This is a genomic window from Propionicimonas sp. T2.31MG-18 (genome assembly GCF_964266745.1).
Lineage (GTDB): Bacteria > Actinomycetota > Actinomycetes > Propionibacteriales > Propionibacteriaceae > Propionicimonas.
In genome coordinates this window covers 189,588-207,824 of the sequence record NZ_CAXWGX010000029.1, presented here as the reverse complement: position 1 = coordinate 207,824, position 18,237 = coordinate 189,588, and the positions used below count along the sequence as shown (strand labels likewise).

General features: G+C 69.2%; 22 protein-coding genes. 19 read left to right on the top strand and 3 right to left on the bottom strand.

Annotated elements, in window-relative coordinates; genetic code table 11:
- Window positions 1-132 precede the first annotated feature (132 nt).
- From ACFQQJ_RS16825 to ACFQQJ_RS16805, 5 genes are all read left to right on the top strand, one after another.
- Window positions 133-1,455, top strand: coding sequence for a histone-like nucleoid-structuring protein Lsr2 (locus ACFQQJ_RS16825; protein ID WP_377108329.1), 1,323 nt, complete (start codon window positions 133-135; stop codon window positions 1,453-1,455).
- Window positions 1,452-1,598, top strand: a complete 147-nt coding sequence (locus ACFQQJ_RS16820; protein ID WP_377108327.1) for a hypothetical protein — start codon at window positions 1,452-1,454, stop codon at window positions 1,596-1,598. Before ACFQQJ_RS16825 ends, ACFQQJ_RS16820 begins: the two co-directional genes overlap by 4 nt.
- Entirely contained in the window at window positions 1,598-2,704 is a 1,107-nt protein-coding gene (locus ACFQQJ_RS16815) for an ArdC family protein (RefSeq protein WP_377108326.1), read from the top strand. Before ACFQQJ_RS16820 ends, ACFQQJ_RS16815 begins: the two co-directional genes overlap by 1 nt.
- A gap of 119 nt (window positions 2,705-2,823) precedes the next feature.
- A complete protein-coding gene (locus ACFQQJ_RS16810; protein WP_377108325.1) occupies window positions 2,824-3,411 on the top strand; it encodes a hypothetical protein in 588 nt (195 codons plus the stop codon).
- Entirely contained in the window at window positions 3,405-4,037 is a 633-nt protein-coding gene (locus ACFQQJ_RS16805; protein WP_377108324.1) for an RES family NAD+ phosphorylase, read from the top strand. The genes ACFQQJ_RS16810 and ACFQQJ_RS16805 overlap by 7 nt, the downstream gene beginning before the upstream one ends.
- A gap of 347 nt (window positions 4,038-4,384) precedes the next feature.
- On the opposite strand, the gene ACFQQJ_RS16800 is transcribed toward ACFQQJ_RS16805, so the two are convergent.
- The 3 genes from ACFQQJ_RS16800 to ACFQQJ_RS16790 all read right to left on the bottom strand — a co-directional run bounded on the left by ACFQQJ_RS16800 (window position 4,385) and on the right by ACFQQJ_RS16790 (window position 7,276).
- Window positions 4,385-5,485 (bottom strand): IS110 family transposase, encoded by a 1,101-nt coding sequence (locus ACFQQJ_RS16800; RefSeq protein ID WP_377108323.1) that lies wholly within the window; start codon window positions 5,483-5,485, stop codon window positions 4,385-4,387.
- Between the two features lie 176 nt (window positions 5,486-5,661).
- Entirely contained in the window at window positions 5,662-6,987 is a 1,326-nt protein-coding gene (locus tag ACFQQJ_RS16795) for a hypothetical protein (RefSeq protein WP_377108321.1), read from the bottom strand.
- 1 nt (window position 6,988) lies between these two features.
- Window positions 6,989-7,276, bottom strand: a complete 288-nt coding sequence (locus ACFQQJ_RS16790; protein WP_377108320.1) for a hypothetical protein — start codon at window positions 7,274-7,276, stop codon at window positions 6,989-6,991.
- Window positions 7,277-7,564: 288 nt separating this feature from the next.
- Here ACFQQJ_RS16790 and ACFQQJ_RS16785 point away from each other — a divergent pair, with 288 nt between their 5' ends.
- From ACFQQJ_RS16785 to ACFQQJ_RS16720, 14 genes are all read left to right on the top strand, one after another.
- Window positions 7,565-7,753, top strand: coding sequence for a hypothetical protein (locus ACFQQJ_RS16785; RefSeq protein WP_377108319.1), 189 nt, complete (start codon window positions 7,565-7,567; stop codon window positions 7,751-7,753).
- Between the two features lie 199 nt (window positions 7,754-7,952).
- Window positions 7,953-8,699, top strand: coding sequence for a hypothetical protein (locus ACFQQJ_RS16780; RefSeq protein ID WP_377108317.1), 747 nt, complete (start codon window positions 7,953-7,955; stop codon window positions 8,697-8,699).
- Between the two features lie 184 nt (window positions 8,700-8,883).
- Window positions 8,884-9,507 (top strand): hypothetical protein, encoded by a 624-nt coding sequence (locus ACFQQJ_RS16775; RefSeq protein ID WP_377108316.1) that lies wholly within the window; start codon window positions 8,884-8,886, stop codon window positions 9,505-9,507.
- Between the two features lie 125 nt (window positions 9,508-9,632).
- Window positions 9,633-10,280, top strand: coding sequence for a hypothetical protein (locus ACFQQJ_RS16770; protein WP_377108314.1), 648 nt, complete (start codon window positions 9,633-9,635; stop codon window positions 10,278-10,280).
- 27 nt (window positions 10,281-10,307) lie between these two features.
- Complete coding sequence (locus tag ACFQQJ_RS16765; protein ID WP_377108313.1) at window positions 10,308-10,964, top strand: SAF domain-containing protein; 657 nt, start codon at window positions 10,308-10,310, stop codon at window positions 10,962-10,964.
- A 7-nt stretch (window positions 10,965-10,971) separates the two neighbouring features.
- Entirely contained in the window at window positions 10,972-11,805 is an 834-nt protein-coding gene (locus ACFQQJ_RS16760; protein ID WP_377108312.1) for a hypothetical protein, read from the top strand.
- On the top strand, window positions 11,802-13,358 hold the full coding sequence (locus tag ACFQQJ_RS16755) for a CpaF family protein (RefSeq protein WP_377108310.1): 1,557 nt from the start codon (window positions 11,802-11,804) through the stop codon (window positions 13,356-13,358). Before ACFQQJ_RS16760 ends, ACFQQJ_RS16755 begins: the two co-directional genes overlap by 4 nt.
- Window positions 13,355-14,236: a type II secretion system F family protein gene (locus ACFQQJ_RS16750; RefSeq protein ID WP_377108309.1), complete on the top strand. Its 882-nt coding sequence runs from the start codon at window positions 13,355-13,357 to the stop codon at window positions 14,234-14,236. Before ACFQQJ_RS16755 ends, ACFQQJ_RS16750 begins: the two co-directional genes overlap by 4 nt.
- Window positions 14,233-15,135: a type II secretion system F family protein gene (locus tag ACFQQJ_RS16745; protein WP_377108307.1), complete on the top strand. Its 903-nt coding sequence runs from the start codon at window positions 14,233-14,235 to the stop codon at window positions 15,133-15,135. The genes ACFQQJ_RS16750 and ACFQQJ_RS16745 overlap by 4 nt, the downstream gene beginning before the upstream one ends.
- Window positions 15,136-15,170: 35 nt before the next feature.
- Window positions 15,171-15,350 (top strand): hypothetical protein, encoded by a 180-nt coding sequence (locus tag ACFQQJ_RS16740; RefSeq protein WP_377108306.1) that lies wholly within the window; start codon window positions 15,171-15,173, stop codon window positions 15,348-15,350.
- Window positions 15,351-15,376: 26 nt separating this feature from the next.
- Complete coding sequence (locus ACFQQJ_RS16735) at window positions 15,377-15,745, top strand: TadE/TadG family type IV pilus assembly protein (protein ID WP_377108364.1); 369 nt, start codon at window positions 15,377-15,379, stop codon at window positions 15,743-15,745.
- On the top strand, window positions 15,742-16,173 hold the full coding sequence (locus ACFQQJ_RS16730) for a TadE/TadG family type IV pilus assembly protein (RefSeq protein WP_377108305.1): 432 nt from the start codon (window positions 15,742-15,744) through the stop codon (window positions 16,171-16,173). The genes ACFQQJ_RS16735 and ACFQQJ_RS16730 overlap by 4 nt, the downstream gene beginning before the upstream one ends.
- 1 nt (window position 16,174) lies before the next feature.
- Window positions 16,175-16,609, top strand: a complete 435-nt coding sequence (locus ACFQQJ_RS16725) for a hypothetical protein (protein WP_377108304.1) — start codon at window positions 16,175-16,177, stop codon at window positions 16,607-16,609.
- On the top strand, window positions 16,606-18,225 hold the full coding sequence (locus ACFQQJ_RS16720) for a LysM peptidoglycan-binding domain-containing protein (protein ID WP_377108303.1): 1,620 nt from the start codon (window positions 16,606-16,608) through the stop codon (window positions 18,223-18,225). Before ACFQQJ_RS16725 ends, ACFQQJ_RS16720 begins: the two co-directional genes overlap by 4 nt.
- Window positions 18,226-18,237: the final 12 nt, after the last annotated feature.

The following is an 18,237-nucleotide window of genomic DNA, read 5'->3' as shown; positions in this document are numbered from 1 at the left end:
ACGGATATGGCCCGAAGGCAGGAGAAGCGCACGTTCGGCGAGATCTCGCCGTTGCCGAGCGGGCGGTACCGGGCGCGTTACCGCGGCCCCGACGGCGAGCGGTACCCGGCGCCGGTCACCTTCCTGTCCCGGATGGACGCCGAGACCTGGCTGTCGGCCCAGGCTCGCAAGGTCAGCTCGGGGGACTGGACGCCACCTGTGGGAGTCGTGGCCGAGGGTGGCCGGTTCGAGGAGTTCGCACGTGAGTCGCTGTCACGGCGTCGGCTTCGTCCGGGGACCGCCGCCTTGTACGACAAGCTCCTGCGGCTGGAGATCCTGCCCGTCTTCGGGAGCCACCGGATCCTTCACATCAGCGCTGTCGAGGTCACCGACTGGTACCTGGCGATGTCCGAGCGCCCAACCCAGCAGGCGAACGCCTACGGCCTGTTCAAGTCGCTGATGAAGGACGCGGTCGAGGAGGGGATCATCGACCGCAATCCGTGCCGGGTGAAGGGAGGGAGCAACAAACACGCCGTCCACGAGATCAAGGTCCTCACGCCCACCCAGCTGGCCCGCTACCTCGAAGCGGTCCCCGCAGCGCGCCGGGTGCCGCTGCTGCTGGCTGGCTGGTGCGGGCTGCGATCCGGTGAGGTGCGCGGACTTCGCGTCCAGGATCTCGACGTCAAGAGCGGTGTGGTTCACGTGCGGCAGGCGATCGTCCGGCTCGTCGGCGAACTGATCATCCAGCCCCCGAAGACGGCGGCCGGAGTCCGTGACGTCGCCATCCCGCCGCATCTGCTCCCTGCCCTGCGGGCGTGGATGGCCGCCCAGCCTCGACGCGATCCCGAAGCGCTTCTGTTCCCTGCCAGCGATGGCGTCACGCCCCTGAACGACTCCGTCCTTCGAGAAGCGCACTACAAGGGACGCAAGGCGATCAAGATGCCCAAGCTCACCATCCACGACCTTCGCCACACCAGCGCGACCATGGCCGCCCAGCAGGGCGCCACCATCGCCGAGTTGCAGGCCCGGATCGGGCACACCACGCCCAACATGGCGCTGCGCTACCAGCACGTCGCTGCACACCGCGATCGGTCCCTCGCCAACCGGATCTCGGAGATGGCAGCCGAGGCCACCGACGACCAGACGGAACAGATGGACCTCATCGACCACCGGCCGCGCAAGCCGCAGGGCAAGCCCGCCGACCTGGCACCGCCGAAACCGACGCGGCCGGCCAGCCAGAGGACGCGTTCGGATCGGGAACGAACGGCAGCGATCCGCAGTTGGGCGATGAACGTCGGTATCTATGTGCCCGCCCGAGGCCGGCTGAGCAGAGACGTGGTCGCGGCGTATGACTCTGCTCACCGACCGCGCGAAGGCCGATCGCGACCTGATAGCGCAGCGGCGATTGATCGGCCCACCTCGTCATCGCCGAGAGACTCCTCAGAACCAATGAGGCGAGAGAAGGAGAGATCGTGAGCGCGCCGGCGCCGACCCGCGATCGTCCTCTGGTCCTGTACGACCTGCTGGAGCAGATCGCCTGGCTCAAGGCGATCGGTGCCGACCCGGATGAGGTCGAGCGGCTGGCCGCCGAGTTCCGGCGTCTGCGGGCGGAGTTGTGATGGCTGGCCGGAACCTGACCGAAGCACAGCGGGAGGCTGCCGAGCGTGCCCGTCGGGAGACGGTCGAGCAACTGCACGAGCAGTTGGCGGAGGGCATCGCGAACCTGGACGACAAGGACGCCTGGCAGCGCTGGCTGAGCATGGCGTCGAAGCTCCACAGGTACAGCTTCAACAACGTCATGCTCACGATGCTCCAGAAACCGGACGCGACGATGATCGCCGGCTACCGGGCCTGGCAGGCGATGGGCCATCAGGTGCGGCGTGGGGAGAAAGCGATCAAGATCCTCGGCCCGGTAACCCGCAAGGTCGAACTGGTCGACCGCGCGACGGGCGAATCGATCCGGGACGGCGAGGGACGGCAGCAGTACATTCGGCAGTTGGTCGGAGTACGGCCCGTGAGTGTGTTCGATGCGAGCCAGGTCGATCCTCCCGTCCAGACCCCGCCCGAGCCGACCCTGCTGCGCGGTCAGGCTCCGCCGGGCCTGTGGGACTCGCTGGCCGAAGTGGTCGAAGCAGAAGGCTTCCGGCTGACTCGTGGCGATTGTGGCGGCGCGAACGGGTTGACCGACTACACGGGCCGGGAGGTCCGGGTCCGGGCGGATGTGGACGAGGCCCAATCGACGAAGTCACTCATCCATGAGTTGGCGCACGTGCTGATCCGGCCAGAGCCGGGAGAGCCGTACGCCGGCGCCTGTCGCGGACGAAGAGAGGTCGAAGCGGAGTCGGTCGCGTACGTGGTCGCGGCCGCGCACCACCTGGACACAAGCCAGTACACGTTCAACTACGTCGCCGGCTGGGCCGCCCAGGCCGCCACACCGGAGCACGGCATCGAGGCCGTTGTCGCCGAGACCGGGGCTCGGGTGATCGCCACGGCCGACACGATCCTGGCGCACACCAGGCCCGCCGACCTCGAGACCCGGCTGGTCGACGCCGTCGCCGAAGACCTCGGCGTCACCATAGCTGTCGCACCAAAGGCGGCCACGCGCTCGGCCGAGGCTGAGGTGTGGGAGATCTTCAGGCCCACACCGAGTCCGGGGGCTCAGGAAGAGGCGCGCAGACCGATCCCGCTGGAACGGGGCATCGGAACCATGGGTCTGGGGATCTGAGCCGGGCGCGCCGCGCTCGCCGAGCAAGTGACGGATTCCCGCCGAACTGGCGGGACCCCTTGGAGTCAGGCCAAAGATCACCAACTCACGTAGTCTAACGAGAGTGATAGTATATGAGCATGGGTGTTGAGGTGAGCCTGGATGACGTACTGGCCCGGCACAACGTCGGAATCAGCGGTGCGGAGTTCCTAGCCGAACTCGACGCGGACCTGTCCCGCGTCACCGACCCGGCCGCAGCGCCTTTGAGCGCCGCCGAGGTGGCGTTCCTGCGCGAGCATGCCGGCCCGGCCGCCGTTGAGGTTCTCGGCACCGACCCTGCTGTTCTGATTCAGGACGCCCGCCGGGCCGAGGTTGCCCGGATGACTGAGTTGGTGGCGGGCAGTCTCGGGATTGCCGAGGCCGCGCTGCTGCTGGGCGTAGACCGCAGCCGGGTCTCGCAGCGACTGTCGACGGGCAGCCTGTGGAGCTTCCGGTTCGGCCGGGGCAGACGGCTGCCGCGTTGGCAGTTCACCCTGGACGGGCGCAGCCTGCCCGGCTTGGACGTGGTTGTGGCGGCGATCCCGGCCGAGTTGTCGCCGGAGTCGGTGGCCGGGTTCATGGGCACTCCGCAGCCGGAGTTGGAGGACCGCACCCCTGTCGCCCATCTGGCCGGTGGCGGTGAGCCGGCACCGGTCGCCGAACTGGTCGCCGGTCTCGGCCTGTGGTGAACCCACCCCGCCCGAAGGTTCCGCGCACCCCGCCCTCGGACCTCGTTCACGAGCCGGGCGACATCCTCATCGTGCGGCCGCTGCTGTGGCGGATCCATCGCACTCAGGGCTCACACGTCCTCCCGTGGAATCAGGTGCGAAGGTTCGGCCCGATACCGACCATGCGCTACGACCCGCAACCCGAACCCGCCGCACCGTCGGTCGAAGGGGTGCTGTACACCGCTACCAGCCTGGCCACCGCGCTGGCCGAGATCTTCCAGGCCACCCGGGCCATCGACTCCCGAAGCTTCGGACCCCAGGCCACTGCCTGGACACCGACCCGCGACCTGCGACTGCTCGACCTGACCGGGGGCTGGGCACTGCGCAACGGCGCCGCGTTCGCCCTCGCCACCGCACCCAAGAGCACCTGCCGGGCCTGGGCGCGACAGATCCGCGCCACTTGGCCCGACCTCGATGGCCTGTGGGCACCGTCCACGATGACCGGCGGCACCAACGTCGTGCTGTGGAACCCTGCTCGGACTAGTCTCCCGGCCGCTCCCGACTTCTCCAGACCGCTCGCCGAACCCACCCTGCGCGCGATCGTCGGCCGGGTCGCGCAGCAGGAACTCGGCTACCGGCTCATCTGAGGGGCCAACTGCCTCGCGCGGCTCGTGGGTTTCCCCGCATTGACACAGGAGCGGATCGGCGTCGGAGCCGTTGTGGCCGCGTTGGGGTCGGATGCGCGGGGTGCCGCCCGACCTAACGTCTGGCGGCACCCCTCCTCGTTGCTCTGGTGGGCCGCGGCTGATACGTGGTCGAGGTGCACGCTTCGTGTGGTCTTCTGCGCGGGTTGGCTACCGCTTGATGTTCCGGCTGAGTGCTGGCCGCTTTCTAAGCTCGAGCGTGATCAATACAGATTGCTCATAGTGGGCTCGCGGGTTCACTCAGTCCGTGAAGCCAGCCTTGGTTTGATGCTTCCAGAGCAGGTCCTCTTTCAGGGCTCGATCGTAGCAAGCGACCAGCACCAGCCAGCAAGCTCTCGGGCGATCGCCACACGGGATACGCCGCGACGCTTACCGCGGGCCTCGAGCGCCATCCAGCGTTCGTACAGGCGGCGGTTTCCGGCGTCAGCTCGAGTCCTTGCCGCCGGAGAGGCGAGCTCCCACCGGGCTCGCAACTTCGGCGACCGCCGGTATGGGCGCAGGTGGTGGAGTCCTGCCTCGATAAGCAAGCGGCGAACGTGGCTGTTGCCGGTCTGAGTGATCCCTCCGAGTGCACGGCTCTTGCCCGAGGAACGCTCACTAGGAGTGAGGCCGAGGTAGGCGCCGATGCTGTTGCCGTCGAAACGAGTCCAGTCGCCGATCTCGACAGCCAGCGCGAATCCCGTGAGAGTCGAGATCCCCCGCAGGCAGCAAAGCCTGCGCACTACCGGCGTCCAGGCCGAGTCGGAAGCGAGTTCCTCGATCCGGCGATCGAGTCGTTTACGGCGCGCAGTGATTGTCATGACCTGGTCGAGGTACTCATCGAAAATCCATTGGACGGTTGAATCGTTGAACCGTTGTCGTTCCAGCCACCGCGTGTGCGTCACGTTCCAGGTCGTGCCATCGGCATAAACGATTCGCTGACGCAGCAGCATCTTCGAGAGTCGGTGCCGTGACCGGGACAGATCGGTACGGCAGTCCTCGCGGCACCGCACCAGATCCCTGGCCGCCTCGGTGGCGGCATCTGGCACCGCGACCGGAACGTACTCTCCAAGCCGGAGGACGCGACACAGGAGCGCAGCGTCTCTGGCGTCCGTCTTGACACGATCACCGACCGGACGCGGCAGTTTCGTCGGCGCGGCAACTTCACACCTAACACCGGCCGCGCGGAGCTCTCGGGCAAGTCCGAACCCGGTCGGGCCCGCTTCGTACAGCGCGGCGATCGGTCCTGGGAGCGCCAGGATCCACGTTGCCACCTCGGAGCCGGCGGGGAGGCGTGCGGTGTGCACCTCGCCCGTGAGCTCGTCGGTCGCATGAGCCAGCACAGAGCGGGCATGCACGTCCAAACCAACACTGGTTCGTTCAGGAAACACAGCAGCCTCCAACAGGTTCACAGACCGAGGCGGACGCCCCGCCGTGCCACGAACCGTGCGCTCGAAGTGCGAGGTGCGCAACCCCTTGCAGGCCCGAGACCCTGGGAAGGTCAAGATGGGACGCTCCGCATGCCGGTGCACCGTTGGGCGCGAAAGGTCGCGGCGTTCCTGTGCGGCTGGGTGCCTGCTGCTTCGGATCAGAAGCGGATCGTTGGTGCGGGCGGCTCCGCGGACGGGATCGCCGCGAGCCTTGCCCACTCCTGGGAGGTTCGGAGCGGGTCGGCGGGTGGCGACACCGTCTCCCAGGGGCCTTCATCTTCGACTTGCTCGGGTAGGGACGTGCTCGCGGCGAGCGCCTCGATTGTCAGCGGGGTTGCGTTCACCAGGCTGTCGAGGGCTCGGGATGTTTGTTCGTGCAGTGGTTCGGCGGAGTGGAACCCGACCCGGTCGGGCGCCCAGTCGTAGTGGTTGTCCAGCATCGTTCGCGCCGTGTGCCTGGGCGTCGGGATCTGACCGGCATTCACCCAGACCCGGCTCGCGCCGTGGGTCAGCTCGTCCATCGCGGCCAGGACGTGCCGGCCGACTCGGGTGGCGGCCTGGAGGCCGGAGTGGATCACGGCGACGAGTTGCTCTGGTGAGGTTTCGGCGAACAGGTCGGACGGCTGTTTCCAGTCGCTGCCGCTCCGCAACGCGTCATCCAGGCATCGACGCAGATCGGCGGAGGCGTGACGAGTCTCGGTTGTACGGCCGCCGAGGCGGAGGTGGCTCGGCCAGCGGGCGGCTTCGCGCCAGGACCTTCCGGCAGAGTCGAGAGCGTCGATGGCTGCAGAGCTGTCCGAGATGACGCCGGTCTGGATCGCGCGCTGCATGACGGCGCTGGTGGACGCGCACAGGAGGGCGATGTCTGCCGAGGCGAGTTGGAGCGCGAGCTGGGTCACCGTGCGGGGGCTGGTAATCGTTCTAGTTGCCGCCGTCTCCCATCGGGAGACGGCCCCGTCGATGCCCGGGTCGGTCGGGCCGATGATGCGCCACGCGTGCAGGGCGGTTGATCGGCAGGGCTCGGTGTCGATGCCGGCAAGACGGACGATCTCGTGGTCGGGCGCGCCTCCGGCAGTTTGGAAGCCGTGTTGGGTCCAGCGGCCAGCCCGCCCCAGGGCGGCCTCCAGACTGGCACGGATCTCATCGCCTGCCTGGTTGCGGGTCGCTGGGCTGGTGATGGTCCGGGTGCGCATGGCCTCCGCGGTGCAGCCGATGGTCGCGGTGATGGCCATCAGCCCCGTGCCGGGCGCGGGCAGCGCGTACTCGCCGGGGATGGCGGCCAGAGAGTCGAGCAGGGCTTCGATTCGCCGGTCTCTGACTTCGGGGTGGTGCGGGCGCACGTGGAGGAGTTGCAGGCTGGCGCGCGCCAGGGCGCCCCATTCCTGTCGGACGCGTGGGATCGAGCCAGGGGTCATCGAGGTGGCCTCGAGGTCGTCGAGCCGCGCATCGAGTGCGATCAGTAGGTCGAGAGCGGAGGCGGCCATCTCAGCTCACTGCCTTGGAGAGCCGGTGGAGTTGTTGGGCGAGGGCCGCCAGTTCGGCCCGGCCGTCGAGGCTGAGCAGATCTGCCGCGAGGGCGAGGGCGACGCCCGGTGGGACGACGGTCACGACCGGGGCTCCTTCGGCTCCGAGTTCGCTGACCTGGCTCTGGATCTCCAGACACTCGACTCCGGCGAACAGCGCGACCGGCGATTCCTGCTCGGCGGCGAGCAGTTGGTCGGCGGCTAGGCTCAGGTAGCTGAGCGCCAGGCCGAGGTGGTGCGCGTGCGGCATTCGGGGGTCCAATCTCGGTGCTGTTCCCTTAAGCCGCACTGAGGGCCCGTTCCGGACAGGCCCGGCCGGGACGTTCTGCGCTTGTTCGGCTGTGGAGCCTCGGACCGGGGGATCCGGGGCGGTCGCCATGATCGGAGGAGGTGCTCTCGAGATCACGCTTGACGAACTGACTCGAACGGGTGTTCGAATTGCTGTGTGGAGAGGGATGACCCCAAGAGGTTGCTGCGAGCGCCTCTGAACGCGGTCGGTGCGCCTCCCGGCAAGGATCGGAAGCTGGGCAGGCCCGGTGTGGGTCGGCTCGTCCTCGCCCGCCTGGTCTGGGAGAGCCGCACCTCGATCGTGCCGGCGATCGCGGTGTGGTTCAGTTCGGACCGGATCTGTGTGGAGTGGCGCAGCCACCCCGGCTCGCCCGCCCGGATGACCTGGCTACCACGATCGGACGTGCGACCCCATCTGCTCTACCCCAACCGCCAGTAGGTGGCGCGGCGAGCGACTGGCATTTCAGAAAGGATGCCCGCCGGCGGCACCTAGAGAACATAGTGAACGTGGGTTTGGCAAGGACGTTCACTACATCTGTGGATAACGAAATAGCCCTTGTCCACAGATACTGGTTACACCGTTGGTGACATCGACTTGGTGAGGTTTCGTGGTCTCAGGACTCACGGAAGGAACCGCCATGAGTGTCGCGGAAGCATTCGGCGTCACCGCCGAACAGATCAACGACCTGATCGATACTCACTGGCCCGAATGGGCCGCAGAGGCGCCGGACCTCGAGTTGGTGCCGGCCTCCGACGGACTCTTCGACTGGCTGCGCACGGCCCCGCCCAAGGAGGCTGACCTGGTGCTGCGCGCACTGGCCCGGCTCTCACACGACCAGGCGGGAGCGTCCGCAGAGGCGGGACTGGTGCTGGCGTGGGTGATGATGCCGGCCGCGACCCTGATCGCCCACCAACTCCGCTTCATGAGCGATGCGATCGACGAGCACGTCGCAGCGCAGCTGTGGATCGCCGTCAGGACCTTCCCGTGGTCGACGACCGGCCGGGTCGCAGCGAACCTGAAGCACAACCTGCGCAAGGAGGTCGTCAGGCAACTCACCCCGACCTCCGACCACCTACCGCTGGACGAGTGCCGGCTACCTCCGGCCGTGCGCCACCCGGACGCCATCGAGGAATTGATCGACATCCTCGGCGACGGACTCCAGGCCGAAGTGATCGACCAGGACGACTTCGACTTGCTGATGGCCGTCCTCGACGCCGCTGACGAACTTGAGCCGCCGTCCGGACCTGGAATCGGGATCCTCGGGGATCGGGTCTCGGCCCGGATAGGGGCGCTGCACGGCTGCACGGCACGGACGATCCGACGCCGAATCAAGCGGTCCACCGACGCACTGGGCCAGTTCTCGCAGGAGCAGCAGAGCGCATGAGGGCAACACCAATCCGAGGTACTCGCGTGCCCAACACTTACGTATCGCAATGCACTGGTCAGCGACGAAGGACCGGATTTACCCTCGAAACACCCCCAGGATGTGCCGCAGCCAAGAAAACCACCCGACTCAGTGTCCGAATCCACCCATCCCGAAGGCTTAAGGGGTGGAAGGAGATGCGATCGTGGTTCTGAACAGATTCCCGCTGCCCGTCATTGGGCTGGCTGTGGCCGCACTGGGGCTGGCCGCCTGCACTGCCGAAACACCCGTCGCGACGCCGAGTTCCGGCACCGTATCGGCGACCACCGCCAGCCAAACGACGCCTGCAACCCCGACGGTGACGCCGACCCCGAGCCCAACGCTGGACGCCGACCAGGCAGCCGCACTCGAGGTGGCCAGCAGGTACTCCGCCGCGCTGGCGAAGATTCGCTCGACACCCATCTACAGCGAGCAGGAGATGATCCGCCTGCTCAAACCACTCGCGTACGACGACATGATCCAGGCGAATCTCAACTTCATGGCCACGTGGCGGGCGAGAGGATGGCGAGACAGCGGCACGATCGCGACCCTCAGCGAGGACGCATCGCAGGTCAGCACGTTGGCTTCTGGCGACACGCGTGTGACGGTCACCTTCTGCAGGGACCAGAGCAAGGCAGAAGTCGTCGACGCGAGAGGGAAGCGAGTCACCGCCAAGGCCGCCCAGTTCCCCGACTTCATTCGCAGCACGTATGACCTGCGGCGACTCGACGGAGCGAAGGCCTTCAAGGTCTACGAGATCGGTGGAGAGGAGGTCGACGGATGCGTGTGACACTCCGCGTGCTGGCCGCCGCCCTCGCGGTCCTACTCATCTCGTTTGCCATGGCACCCTCGGCGGACGCCGCTCTATGCCCACCGGGATGTGGCTCCGGTGACCGCGGAGGTCAGGTGTGTCGGGTGTGCGACAAGAGCCCGGGGAAGCCGTCGCCCGGCAAGCCGGGCAAACCGGAGAAGCCTGACTTGCCTGCCTGCCCGCCGTCGAAGGACGCCATTCCTGATGACGGCTCGAACCATCCAGCTGACTGGGTCCGGGTGCGCTGCATGGAGGGCAGCCTGGTGTTGCTGTTCTGGGTGGCGCCGGGCGTGAATCCGGCGCAGCTCGCGCGTTCGCTGCTGGACGAGATGGAGTTGACGCCGATCGACATCGGGATCACGCCGAAGGGCCCTAACGCGCTGGCGCTGGTCGGTCTGCCGGTGTGGTTGTGGGTGGATGATCCGTCGAGTTCGACGTGGGGCCCGAAGACGATCGCGGCGGGCGGGGTGACGATGACCGCCAAGGCCCACAAGGTCGTCTGGGATCTCGGCGACGGCGACAAGGTGTCGTGCGGCAAGGGCACCGAATGGCACTACGGCGTTGGCGAGGAGCCGTCGCCGACCTGCGGCCACACCTACACCGAGCAGGGCCGCTTCACGGTCGAGGCGACCTCCTACTGGACAGCGGACTGGTCGGGCTACGGCCAGTCGGGGTCGTTCGCGTTCGAGTTGACCAGGTCGCAGCGGCTCGATGTCGGTGAGTTGCAGGTGATCGTGACGAGCGGCAGGTAGCCGCGGGAACCAGATCGGAGAGACGGCATGACAGCAGTGTCCGAGAAGCACGTCGATACCGGCGCCATCGCGGTCGAGAACGGCCCGGTTCCGCGATCGCCGAAGTTGTCCCGCCGCCCGTTCCTCGTCGTGGTGGCCGCGGTGCTGATGGTGGCCGGGGCGATGGCGGGCGGCCTGTTGTGGGCGTCGGCGACGGAGGCCGGTGAGGTGGTGGTGGTCCGGCAGGGCGTGGCCCGCGGCACGGTGATCACCGCCCAGGACCTGGGCACGATCCGGGTGGGCGTCGACCCGTCCCTGTCGACCGTGCCCGCCGACCAGCTCGCCTCGCTGGTGGGACGGCGCGCTTCTGCGGATCTGACGGCGGGGACGCTGCTGGCGGCCTCGCAGGTGTCGGAGACGGTGGTGCCGGGTGCGGGTGAGTCTGTGGTGGGGGTGCCGATCAGTCCGGGTCTGATGCCGGTGGAGCCGTTGGCTTCCGGGGATGCGGTGCGGCTGGTCCATTCCGGTGAGCTGCCGTCCGACTCCACTCCGACCGATCCTGTGCCGGCGAAGGTGTTGCGGGTGACGCCGGGTGACACCCAGACCGTGGTGGACGTGATCGTCGGCGCGGACAAGGCGGTGCAGCTGGCGGAGTGGGCGGGGTCGGGCAAGATCGCGCTGGTCCTGGACTCGCGGGCCCGGTGATCTGGTCATGGCCCTGATCTGTGCGGTGTCTGCGTCGGGTTCGCCGGGGGTGACTTCGACGGTGCTGGGGATGGCGTTGTGCTGGCCGCGGCCAGTGCTGCTGGTGGAGGCCGACCCGACGGCCGGGTCGGCGATCCTGGCCGGACGGTTCCGCGGCCTGCAGAGCCACTCCGGGCTGATCGACCTGGTGATGGCAAACCGCAGCGGCGTCCTGGCCGAGGCCCTACCCCGCGTGGTGATGGACGTGCCCGACACGACGGTCTCGATCCTGACCGGCTCCCGCACCCACGCACAGGCGGCCGGGCTGGCGCGGATTTGGGAGCCGCTGCTCGGCGTGCTGCGCGGCATGACGTCGACCGGTGAGGACGTGCTGGTGGATGCCGGCCGGCTCGGCCTGGACGGCTCACCGACTCCGTTGATCGCCGACGCCGACCTGACCCTGATCGTGCTGCGCAGCAACCTTCGTGCTCTCGCGGCGGCGAAGTCGTGGGCCGACAGTCTCGGCGCCGACGCGGTGCCGGGCCACAGCGTCCAGGCGGTGGTGGTCGGCGAGAACCGTCCCTACCGGGCCGCCGATGTGGCCCGCACTCTCGGCCTTCCTGTCCTCGGCACGGTCGCGTGGGATCCGCGCCGGGCCGAGGTGTTCGCCGACGGCGCCGACAAGCCAGTCCCGCGGTTCGGCGGTGCGACCGCGGCGGATCGGGCGTTCGAGGCGTCCGGCTATCTGCGCAGCATCCGCGCCCTGGGTGAGGCCGCACGTAAGGCGGCGACGACCACCGGTGAGGGCTCGTTGCTGAGGGAAATGATCGCCGCCCGGATAGGAGAGGAGGCCCGTCGATGAGCACGGACCCGCTGGATCTGCCGATCTTCACCGACCTCGACGCCGACACCGAGGAGCCCGGTGGACGGGAGGAGGGACGCGTCCGTTCGGCCTTCCGCTACCCCGCACCCGCCGAGACTTCGCCCGCGCCGGCGCCGCCGCTGCGTCTCTTGCGTCCGGCCCCGGCGCAGCTGCCGGCGCCCGTGTCCAGCCGGGTGGTCGGTCTGGTGGTGATCCCGGACGTGGACTGGGAGCTGGTGGCCCGGATGCGCACCGAGGTGGCGCGTCGGCTGGCCGAGCAGATCGGCGAGTCCCGTCCGGACCGGGAGGCGGAGCAGGCCGAGGGGGCGGCGATCATCCGGCAGGTGTTGGAGGAGGACACCGCCGAGGAGATCGTCCGGGTCGGGCAGGCACGGTCGCTGGCCGAGCACGAGGTGCTGGCGAAGGCGGTGTCCGACGCCATGTTCGGGCTGGGCCGGATCCAGCCGCTGGTCGACGACGACCGGGTGGAGAACATCATGATCGCCGGCTTCAACCGGGTGCTCGTCGAACTCGCCGACGGCACCCTGTGGGAGATCCCGGCCATCGCCGAAAGCGATGCCGAACTGGCCGAGCTGCTCGAGCGGCTCGCCAGTCGCTCGGAGAACCCGCGCTCGTTCACCCCGGCCAGCCCGTCCCTGCACCTGGTGCTCCCTGGAGGCGAGCGGCTCGCCGGCGCCCGGGACACCGCCCGGCTGTCGGTGGTGATCCGCCGGCACCGCATACGGAAGGTGTCGCTGGACGACCTAGTCGAGTGGGGCACGATCTCGCCCACCCTGGCCGGGTTCCTCGCCGCCGCCGTGAAGGCCCGCCTGTGCATCGTCGTCTCCGGCGAACAGGGCGCAGGGAAAACCACGACGCTGCGGGCGCTGTGCGCCCAGATCCCGCGGCTGGAGCCGGTGGGCACCTTCGAGTCCGAATACGAACTGTTCCTGCACGAACTGCCCGAGCAGCACGCGATCGTGCATGCCTGGGAGTCCCGGGAGGGCTCGGGTGAGCGGCTGCCGGACGGCCAGCTCGCCGGGTCGCGGACGACGGCACAGCAGATCATCGACAGCTTCCGGTTCAACCTGGGCCGCCAGATCCTCGGCGAGATCCGCGGCGAGGAGGTGTGGAGCATGGTGAAACTGATGGAGTCCGGCTCCGGGTCGATCTCGACCACCCACGCCGGCTCGGCGGAACAGACGATGCGCAAGCTGGTCACCTGCGCCATGGAGGCCGGCCCCCAGGTCTCCCAGGACCTGGCCTCGACCAAACTCGGCGAGACCGTCGACCTCGTCGTCCACATCGCCTGCGACGTCGTCCCCGGCCCCGACGGCTCGGCCGGCCGCAAACACCGCTACGTCCAGGAAGTCCTTGCCGTCTCTCCCGGCGAACGGCCACGCGGCTACGCCACCACCACCGTGTTCGCGCGGGTACCGGGCGCCTGCGCCGTCCCCGACACCATCCCCGAAGAGCTGCGCGGCAAGCTCGCCGCCGCCGGCTTCGACCTGGCCGGCTTCGAAGCCGAAGCCGCCCAGAGCAGGCTGCCATGAACACCCTGCTGGCAGCGCTGGCCGGGGCGATGATCGTCGGCGGCATTCTGCTCGGCATCTACGGGATGATCCCCCGACCCGCCCCGCCACCGCGACCGAAGCGTCCGCCCCGGTCGGGCCGGCTGGTCAGCTGGTGGCGCGGTCTGCCGGCGTGGCAGCGCTGGTCGAGCATCGCCGCCCTTCTGGCCGGGCTGGTGATCATGGTCACTACCGGTTGGGTGATCGCCGTACCGATCCTGCCGGCCGCCGTGCTGGGCCTGCCGGCGCTGTTGATGGTGACCAGTGCGGATCGGCAGATCGCCCGGATGGACGCTATCGCCGAATGGACCCGCAACCTCGCCGGGGTGCTGACCGCCGGGCAGGGCATCGAGGCGGCGATCCAGGCCAGCCTGCGCTCGGCGCCGGACGCGATCCGTCCCGAGGTCGGCCGGCTGATCGGACGGATGCGGTCACGCTGGTCCACCGAACAGGCGCTACGCGCGTACGCCGACGACCTCGACGACGCCACCGGCGACCTCGTCTGCGCGGCGCTCATCCTCGGCGCCGCCCGGCGCGGGGACGGGCTGGCCAGGGTGCTGCACGACCTGGCCGAATCGGTGTCGGCCGACGTCCGTGGCCGCCGGATGATCGAAGCCGACCGGGCCAAACCCCGCGCCTCGGCCCGCATGGTCACCCTGCTGTCCATCGGCGCCCTCGTCTTCTTCGGTCTCGGCGGACGCTTCTTCGCCCCCTACTCCACCCCCCTCGGCCAGGCCATCCTGCTCACCCTCCTCACCTGCTACGGGCTCCTGTTGTGGTGGCTCAGAAGGATGGCCGAGATCCGGCCCGCCTCCCGCTTCCTGGGAGGCCACGCCAACCGGGAAATGAGCCGGCCATGAGCACCCTGCAGCTGTGGATGGTGGCCGGCGGCCTGGTCGGCGCCGGCCTGGCGTGCGTGGTGTGGTGGCTCGTCCCCGCCCACCCCGAACCCGTGCAGGCCCTGGAACGACTCTCCTCACCCGTCCGACGCGCACCCCTCCCCGAACCCGTGCGCGGTCGCGGCGGGCTGGAGGACCGGCTCGGCCTGTGGGCGATGCGGCGGCTGCCCGCCCGGTTGTGGGCGAACGCGCCGCGCCGCGACCTCGCCCTGGTGGGCAAGACGTTGCATGTGTTCTATGGGGAGAAGGTGGTCTTCGTCGCGACCGCCGCCGTCTCGGTGCCGCTGCTGTCGGCGGTGTTCTCGCGCACCTTGCCGATGCCGGTCGCGGTTCCGGCGGGCGCGACTCTGCTGGGCATGTTCCTGGCCTGGTTCCTGCCCGACGGCAACCTGTCCGACGCCACCAAGAAGGCCCGCGTCGAGTTCCGCCGGGCGCTCGGCTCCTACGTCGACCTGGTCGCGCTCGAACGCAACGCTGGCGGCTCCGGGACCCGCCAGGCGCTCGAGAACGCCGCCCGGGTCGGCGACTCCTGGCCGTTCGCCCGCATCGGCGACGCCCTGGCGCGCAGCCGCTACTCCGGCGACACCGCGTGGGATGCGTTGCACGAGCTCGCCGCCGAGCAGGGGCTGGCGGATCTGGACGATCTGGCAGACATCATGCGGCTGGCCGGGGAGGAAGGCTCGCAGGTCGTCGACACGCTGCGCAGCCGGTCGGCGGAAATGCGGCACGCGATCCTCGCCGAGGACCAGGCCCAGGCCAACGTCGTTGGCGAGCGCATGGTCATCCCCTCGATCCTGATGGCGTTCACCTTCGTCGCCATCCTTCTCGTCCCCGCCCTGCTCCGACTTGGAGCCGGCTGACCCACCCCGATGTGAAGAAGATGGAAGGAACCGAAATGACCGAACTGAACCAGACCACAGCCTGGCTGCACGCCGTCTTGTCCAAGGTCCGTGACGAACGCGGCTTCTCGGTGTCGAGCGAGCAGTTGTGGTGGCTCGTCGGGATCGTCGCCATCGTCGGCATCGTGGTCGCAGCCCTCAACGGCTACATCGAAGGCCTCCTCGCCAAGCTCTGAACCCGGCCAAGACGATGCGTTCGGTGATGGAGGGGTCGAGGGAGCGGGGCTCGGTCTCGATCCAGATGGTGCTGCTCATGCCCACCCTGCTGCTGGTGGTGTGGATTGCGCTCGGCGCGGCCATGTACTTCTACGGACGCACCACCGCGCTCGCCGCCGCCCAAGCAGGAGCCACCGCCGGTGCCGCCGAGCACGGCACCACCGCCGACTGCGTCCGCACCGCCACCGACCTCGCCTCCCGCGCTGGCGACTCCCTGGCCGGAATCACCGTCACCTGTCAGATGGGCGCCCAGACGGTCATCGCTGTCGTCACCGGCAACACCCTCAGCCTCGTGCCGGGCTGGGAACCGGCCACCACCCAGTCCGCGACCGTGCCACGAGAGGAGATCTCATGACGTCGAACTGGCGGGACGAGCGCGGCTCGGCGGCCGTGGAGATCACGATGGTCGCCCCCGTGCTGGCGCTGTTCATCCTGCTCATCATCTTGGGCGGACGCCTCGCCCTGGCCCGCCAAGCCGTCCAGTCCGCCGCGTTCGACGCCGCCCGGGCCGCCAGCCTCGCCCGCACCCAGCCCGAAGCCCGAACCGCCTCCGTCAGGATCGCCGCCTCCACCCTGGCCAACCAGAAGCTGCCCTGCGTCAACACCCAGGTCGTCACCGACACCACCGGGTTCGACAAGCCCGTCGGAACTCCGGCCACCGTCACCGTCCGGCTGGTGTGCGACGTCGCGACCGGCGACCTCGGCTTGCCGGGCATCGCTGCGACCGTCCCGGTGGACGCCGAGGCGACCTCGCCGCTCGACGTGTACCGCGAGAGGAAGTGACATGCGAGACCGGTTCAGGGACGAACGCGGTGCCGCCGTCACCGTGTGGACGATCATGGTGATGGCCGCGCTCACCCTGATCGTCGGACTGGCCGTCGACCTGTCCGGCCAGGTCAACCGGATGCGGCTGGCCAGCGACGTCGCCGCCCAGGCCGCCCGCACCGCCGGCCAACAACTCGACGCCGACACCTACACCGCCACCGGCGGAGACGTCGAGGTCGCCGCCGCCCGCGCCAAGGCCGCCGCCATCAACTACGCCAAAGCCTCCGGCATGACCGCCACCGCCCGTATCGAATCCGGCACCGACCTCGTCGTCGACGTCACCACCGGCTACGAACCCGTGTTCCTGTCCGCGTTCGGCATCGGCACCCAACACGTCACCGCCACCGCCCGCGTCCGGGTCGTGAAAGCCCTCGAAGGGAAGGAACACCGATGACCAGACTCCGCGGCCTCGCCGCGCTGCTCGGCCTCGCCGCCATCGTCATCGGCATGCCCGCCCTCCTCATCGCGGCCGCCCCGATTGGCGCGGTCAGCATCACCTGGACCCCGGACGGCATCTGGCATGCACTCGCCACCCCCGACAACGGCACCATCGCCCTCGCCCTGTTCAAGCTGGTCGGCTGGATCGCCTGGGCCATCCTCACCGTCGCCGTCCTCCTCGAACTCGCTGCACTCATCCGCCGCACCCCCGTCCCGAAGCTGCCCGGGCTCGCCGTCCCGCAACTGGTCGCACGCCGACTCGTCGCGACCGCGGCCGTGCTGTTCATCGCCACCTCGACCGCCTCGGTCGGCGACCTGACCACCGCCCCCGTCGCGCAGGCCGCCGGAGTCCCGCAACAACCCGTCCCGGCCCACGCGATGCCCGCCCATCCCCAACCGGCCGAAGTCCACGAGAAGGCTGCGAAGGCGCGCACCTACACCGTGAAGAAGGGCGACACTCTCTCGGAGATCGCGCTCGAGCAGACCGGCCACGCCCGCAACTACCCCAAGCTGTTCCGGGCCTCTACCCACACCGTCCAGCCGGGCGGACGGCGGCTCACCGATCCCGACGAGATCGACGTCGGCTGGAAGATCACCATCCCAGCCCAGCACGACAAGCACACCAAGCCGACGAACGATCGGCCGACCAAGACAGCCGAGACGCCCAAGCCCACCCAGGTGAAGACACCTGCGCAGGAGCGGCAACCGAGCACCCCAGATCCCCAGCCGAGCACACCGGCCAGCACCCGAACCGCGCCCGCGGCGGCCCAGCCGACCCCGTCCGCCACGGCCGAGTCGACCGACGACGGCCCGGTGGCTGCGGACGCTCCGCCGTGGCTGCTCACCGGCCTCGCCAGCGCTGGGGCGCTGCTGGCCGGTGCCATGTGGCTGGTCCTGGCTCGGCGCCGCGAGGCCCAGTTCCGCAGCCGACGAGCCGGACGGATGATCGCCCCGCCGCCCGCGGCCACCATCCCGGTCGAGAAGACCCTGATCCGGGAAGGCTCGGTCACCGGCGCCACCGTGGTGTTCATCGACGAAATGCTGCGCCGCACCACCGCCGCCCTCACCAACGCCGGCCAGCCCGTGCCCGTCCTGATGGGCGTCGACGCCCACGCCGACCACCTCACCCTCCGATTAGCCGGCCCCGCAGACCTGCCCGCGGTATGGACCTGCATGGACGGTGACGCCCGGCAGGTGTGGCGCATCCCGGCCGATGCTGACCTCGACCAGGCCGGACCGCTCAACCCGGACGGTGCCCCACCGTGGCCGCAACTCGTGACGCTCGGGCGCGACAAGGCCGGGTGGCGGCTGGTCAACCTCGAAGCGTTCGGGGTCGCGAGCCTCACCGGCGACCCCGGGAACTGCGTCGACCTGGCCCGCTACCTGGTCAGTGAACTCGCCATCTCACCCTGGGCCCGCGACGTCCAGGTCGACTGCCTCGCCGTCTGTCCGGAAATGCCCGACCTGGCACCCGACCGCGTCCACCACCAAGACGACCCCGCCGTGATCCCCGAACGTGTCAGCACCGCCGTCGCCACCGCCGAACGGCTTACTAGTGGAGCGTGTCGTTAGTTCTTGAACGGT

Bases quoted from the DNA above. Each gene is read 5' to 3' on its own strand.
- ACFQQJ_RS16735 (WP_377108364.1), top strand. From the start codon at position 15,377: ATGGAGGGGTCGAGGGAGCGGGGCTCGGTCTCGATCCAGATGGTGCTG.
- ACFQQJ_RS16725 (WP_377108304.1), top strand. From the start codon at position 16,175: ATGCGAGACCGGTTCAGGGACGAACGCGGTGCCGCCGTCACCGTGTGG.
- ACFQQJ_RS16795 (WP_377108321.1), bottom strand. From the start codon at position 6,987: ATGGCCGCCTCCGCTCTCGACCTACTGATCGCACTCGATGCGCGGCTC.
- ACFQQJ_RS16760 (WP_377108312.1), top strand. From the start codon at position 10,972: ATGGCCCTGATCTGTGCGGTGTCTGCGTCGGGTTCGCCGGGGGTGACT.
- ACFQQJ_RS16740 (WP_377108306.1), top strand. From the start codon at position 15,171: ATGACCGAACTGAACCAGACCACAGCCTGGCTGCACGCCGTCTTGTCC.
- ACFQQJ_RS16765 (WP_377108313.1), top strand. From the start codon at position 10,308: ATGACAGCAGTGTCCGAGAAGCACGTCGATACCGGCGCCATCGCGGTC.
- ACFQQJ_RS16750 (WP_377108309.1), top strand. From the start codon at position 13,355: ATGAACACCCTGCTGGCAGCGCTGGCCGGGGCGATGATCGTCGGCGGC.
- ACFQQJ_RS16815 (WP_377108326.1), top strand. From the start codon at position 1,598: ATGGCTGGCCGGAACCTGACCGAAGCACAGCGGGAGGCTGCCGAGCGT.
- ACFQQJ_RS16730 (WP_377108305.1), top strand. From the start codon at position 15,742: ATGACGTCGAACTGGCGGGACGAGCGCGGCTCGGCGGCCGTGGAGATC.
- ACFQQJ_RS16810 (WP_377108325.1), top strand. From the start codon at position 2,824: ATGGGTGTTGAGGTGAGCCTGGATGACGTACTGGCCCGGCACAACGTC.
- ACFQQJ_RS16790 (WP_377108320.1), bottom strand. From the start codon at position 7,276: ATGCCGCACGCGCACCACCTCGGCCTGGCGCTCAGCTACCTGAGCCTA.
- ACFQQJ_RS16755 (WP_377108310.1), top strand. From the start codon at position 11,802: ATGAGCACGGACCCGCTGGATCTGCCGATCTTCACCGACCTCGACGCC.
- ACFQQJ_RS16720 (WP_377108303.1), top strand. From the start codon at position 16,606: ATGACCAGACTCCGCGGCCTCGCCGCGCTGCTCGGCCTCGCCGCCATC.
- ACFQQJ_RS16745 (WP_377108307.1), top strand. From the start codon at position 14,233: ATGAGCACCCTGCAGCTGTGGATGGTGGCCGGCGGCCTGGTCGGCGCC.
- ACFQQJ_RS16780 (WP_377108317.1), top strand. From the start codon at position 7,953: ATGAGTGTCGCGGAAGCATTCGGCGTCACCGCCGAACAGATCAACGAC.
- ACFQQJ_RS16825 (WP_377108329.1), top strand. From the start codon at position 133: ATGGACGCCGAGACCTGGCTGTCGGCCCAGGCTCGCAAGGTCAGCTCG.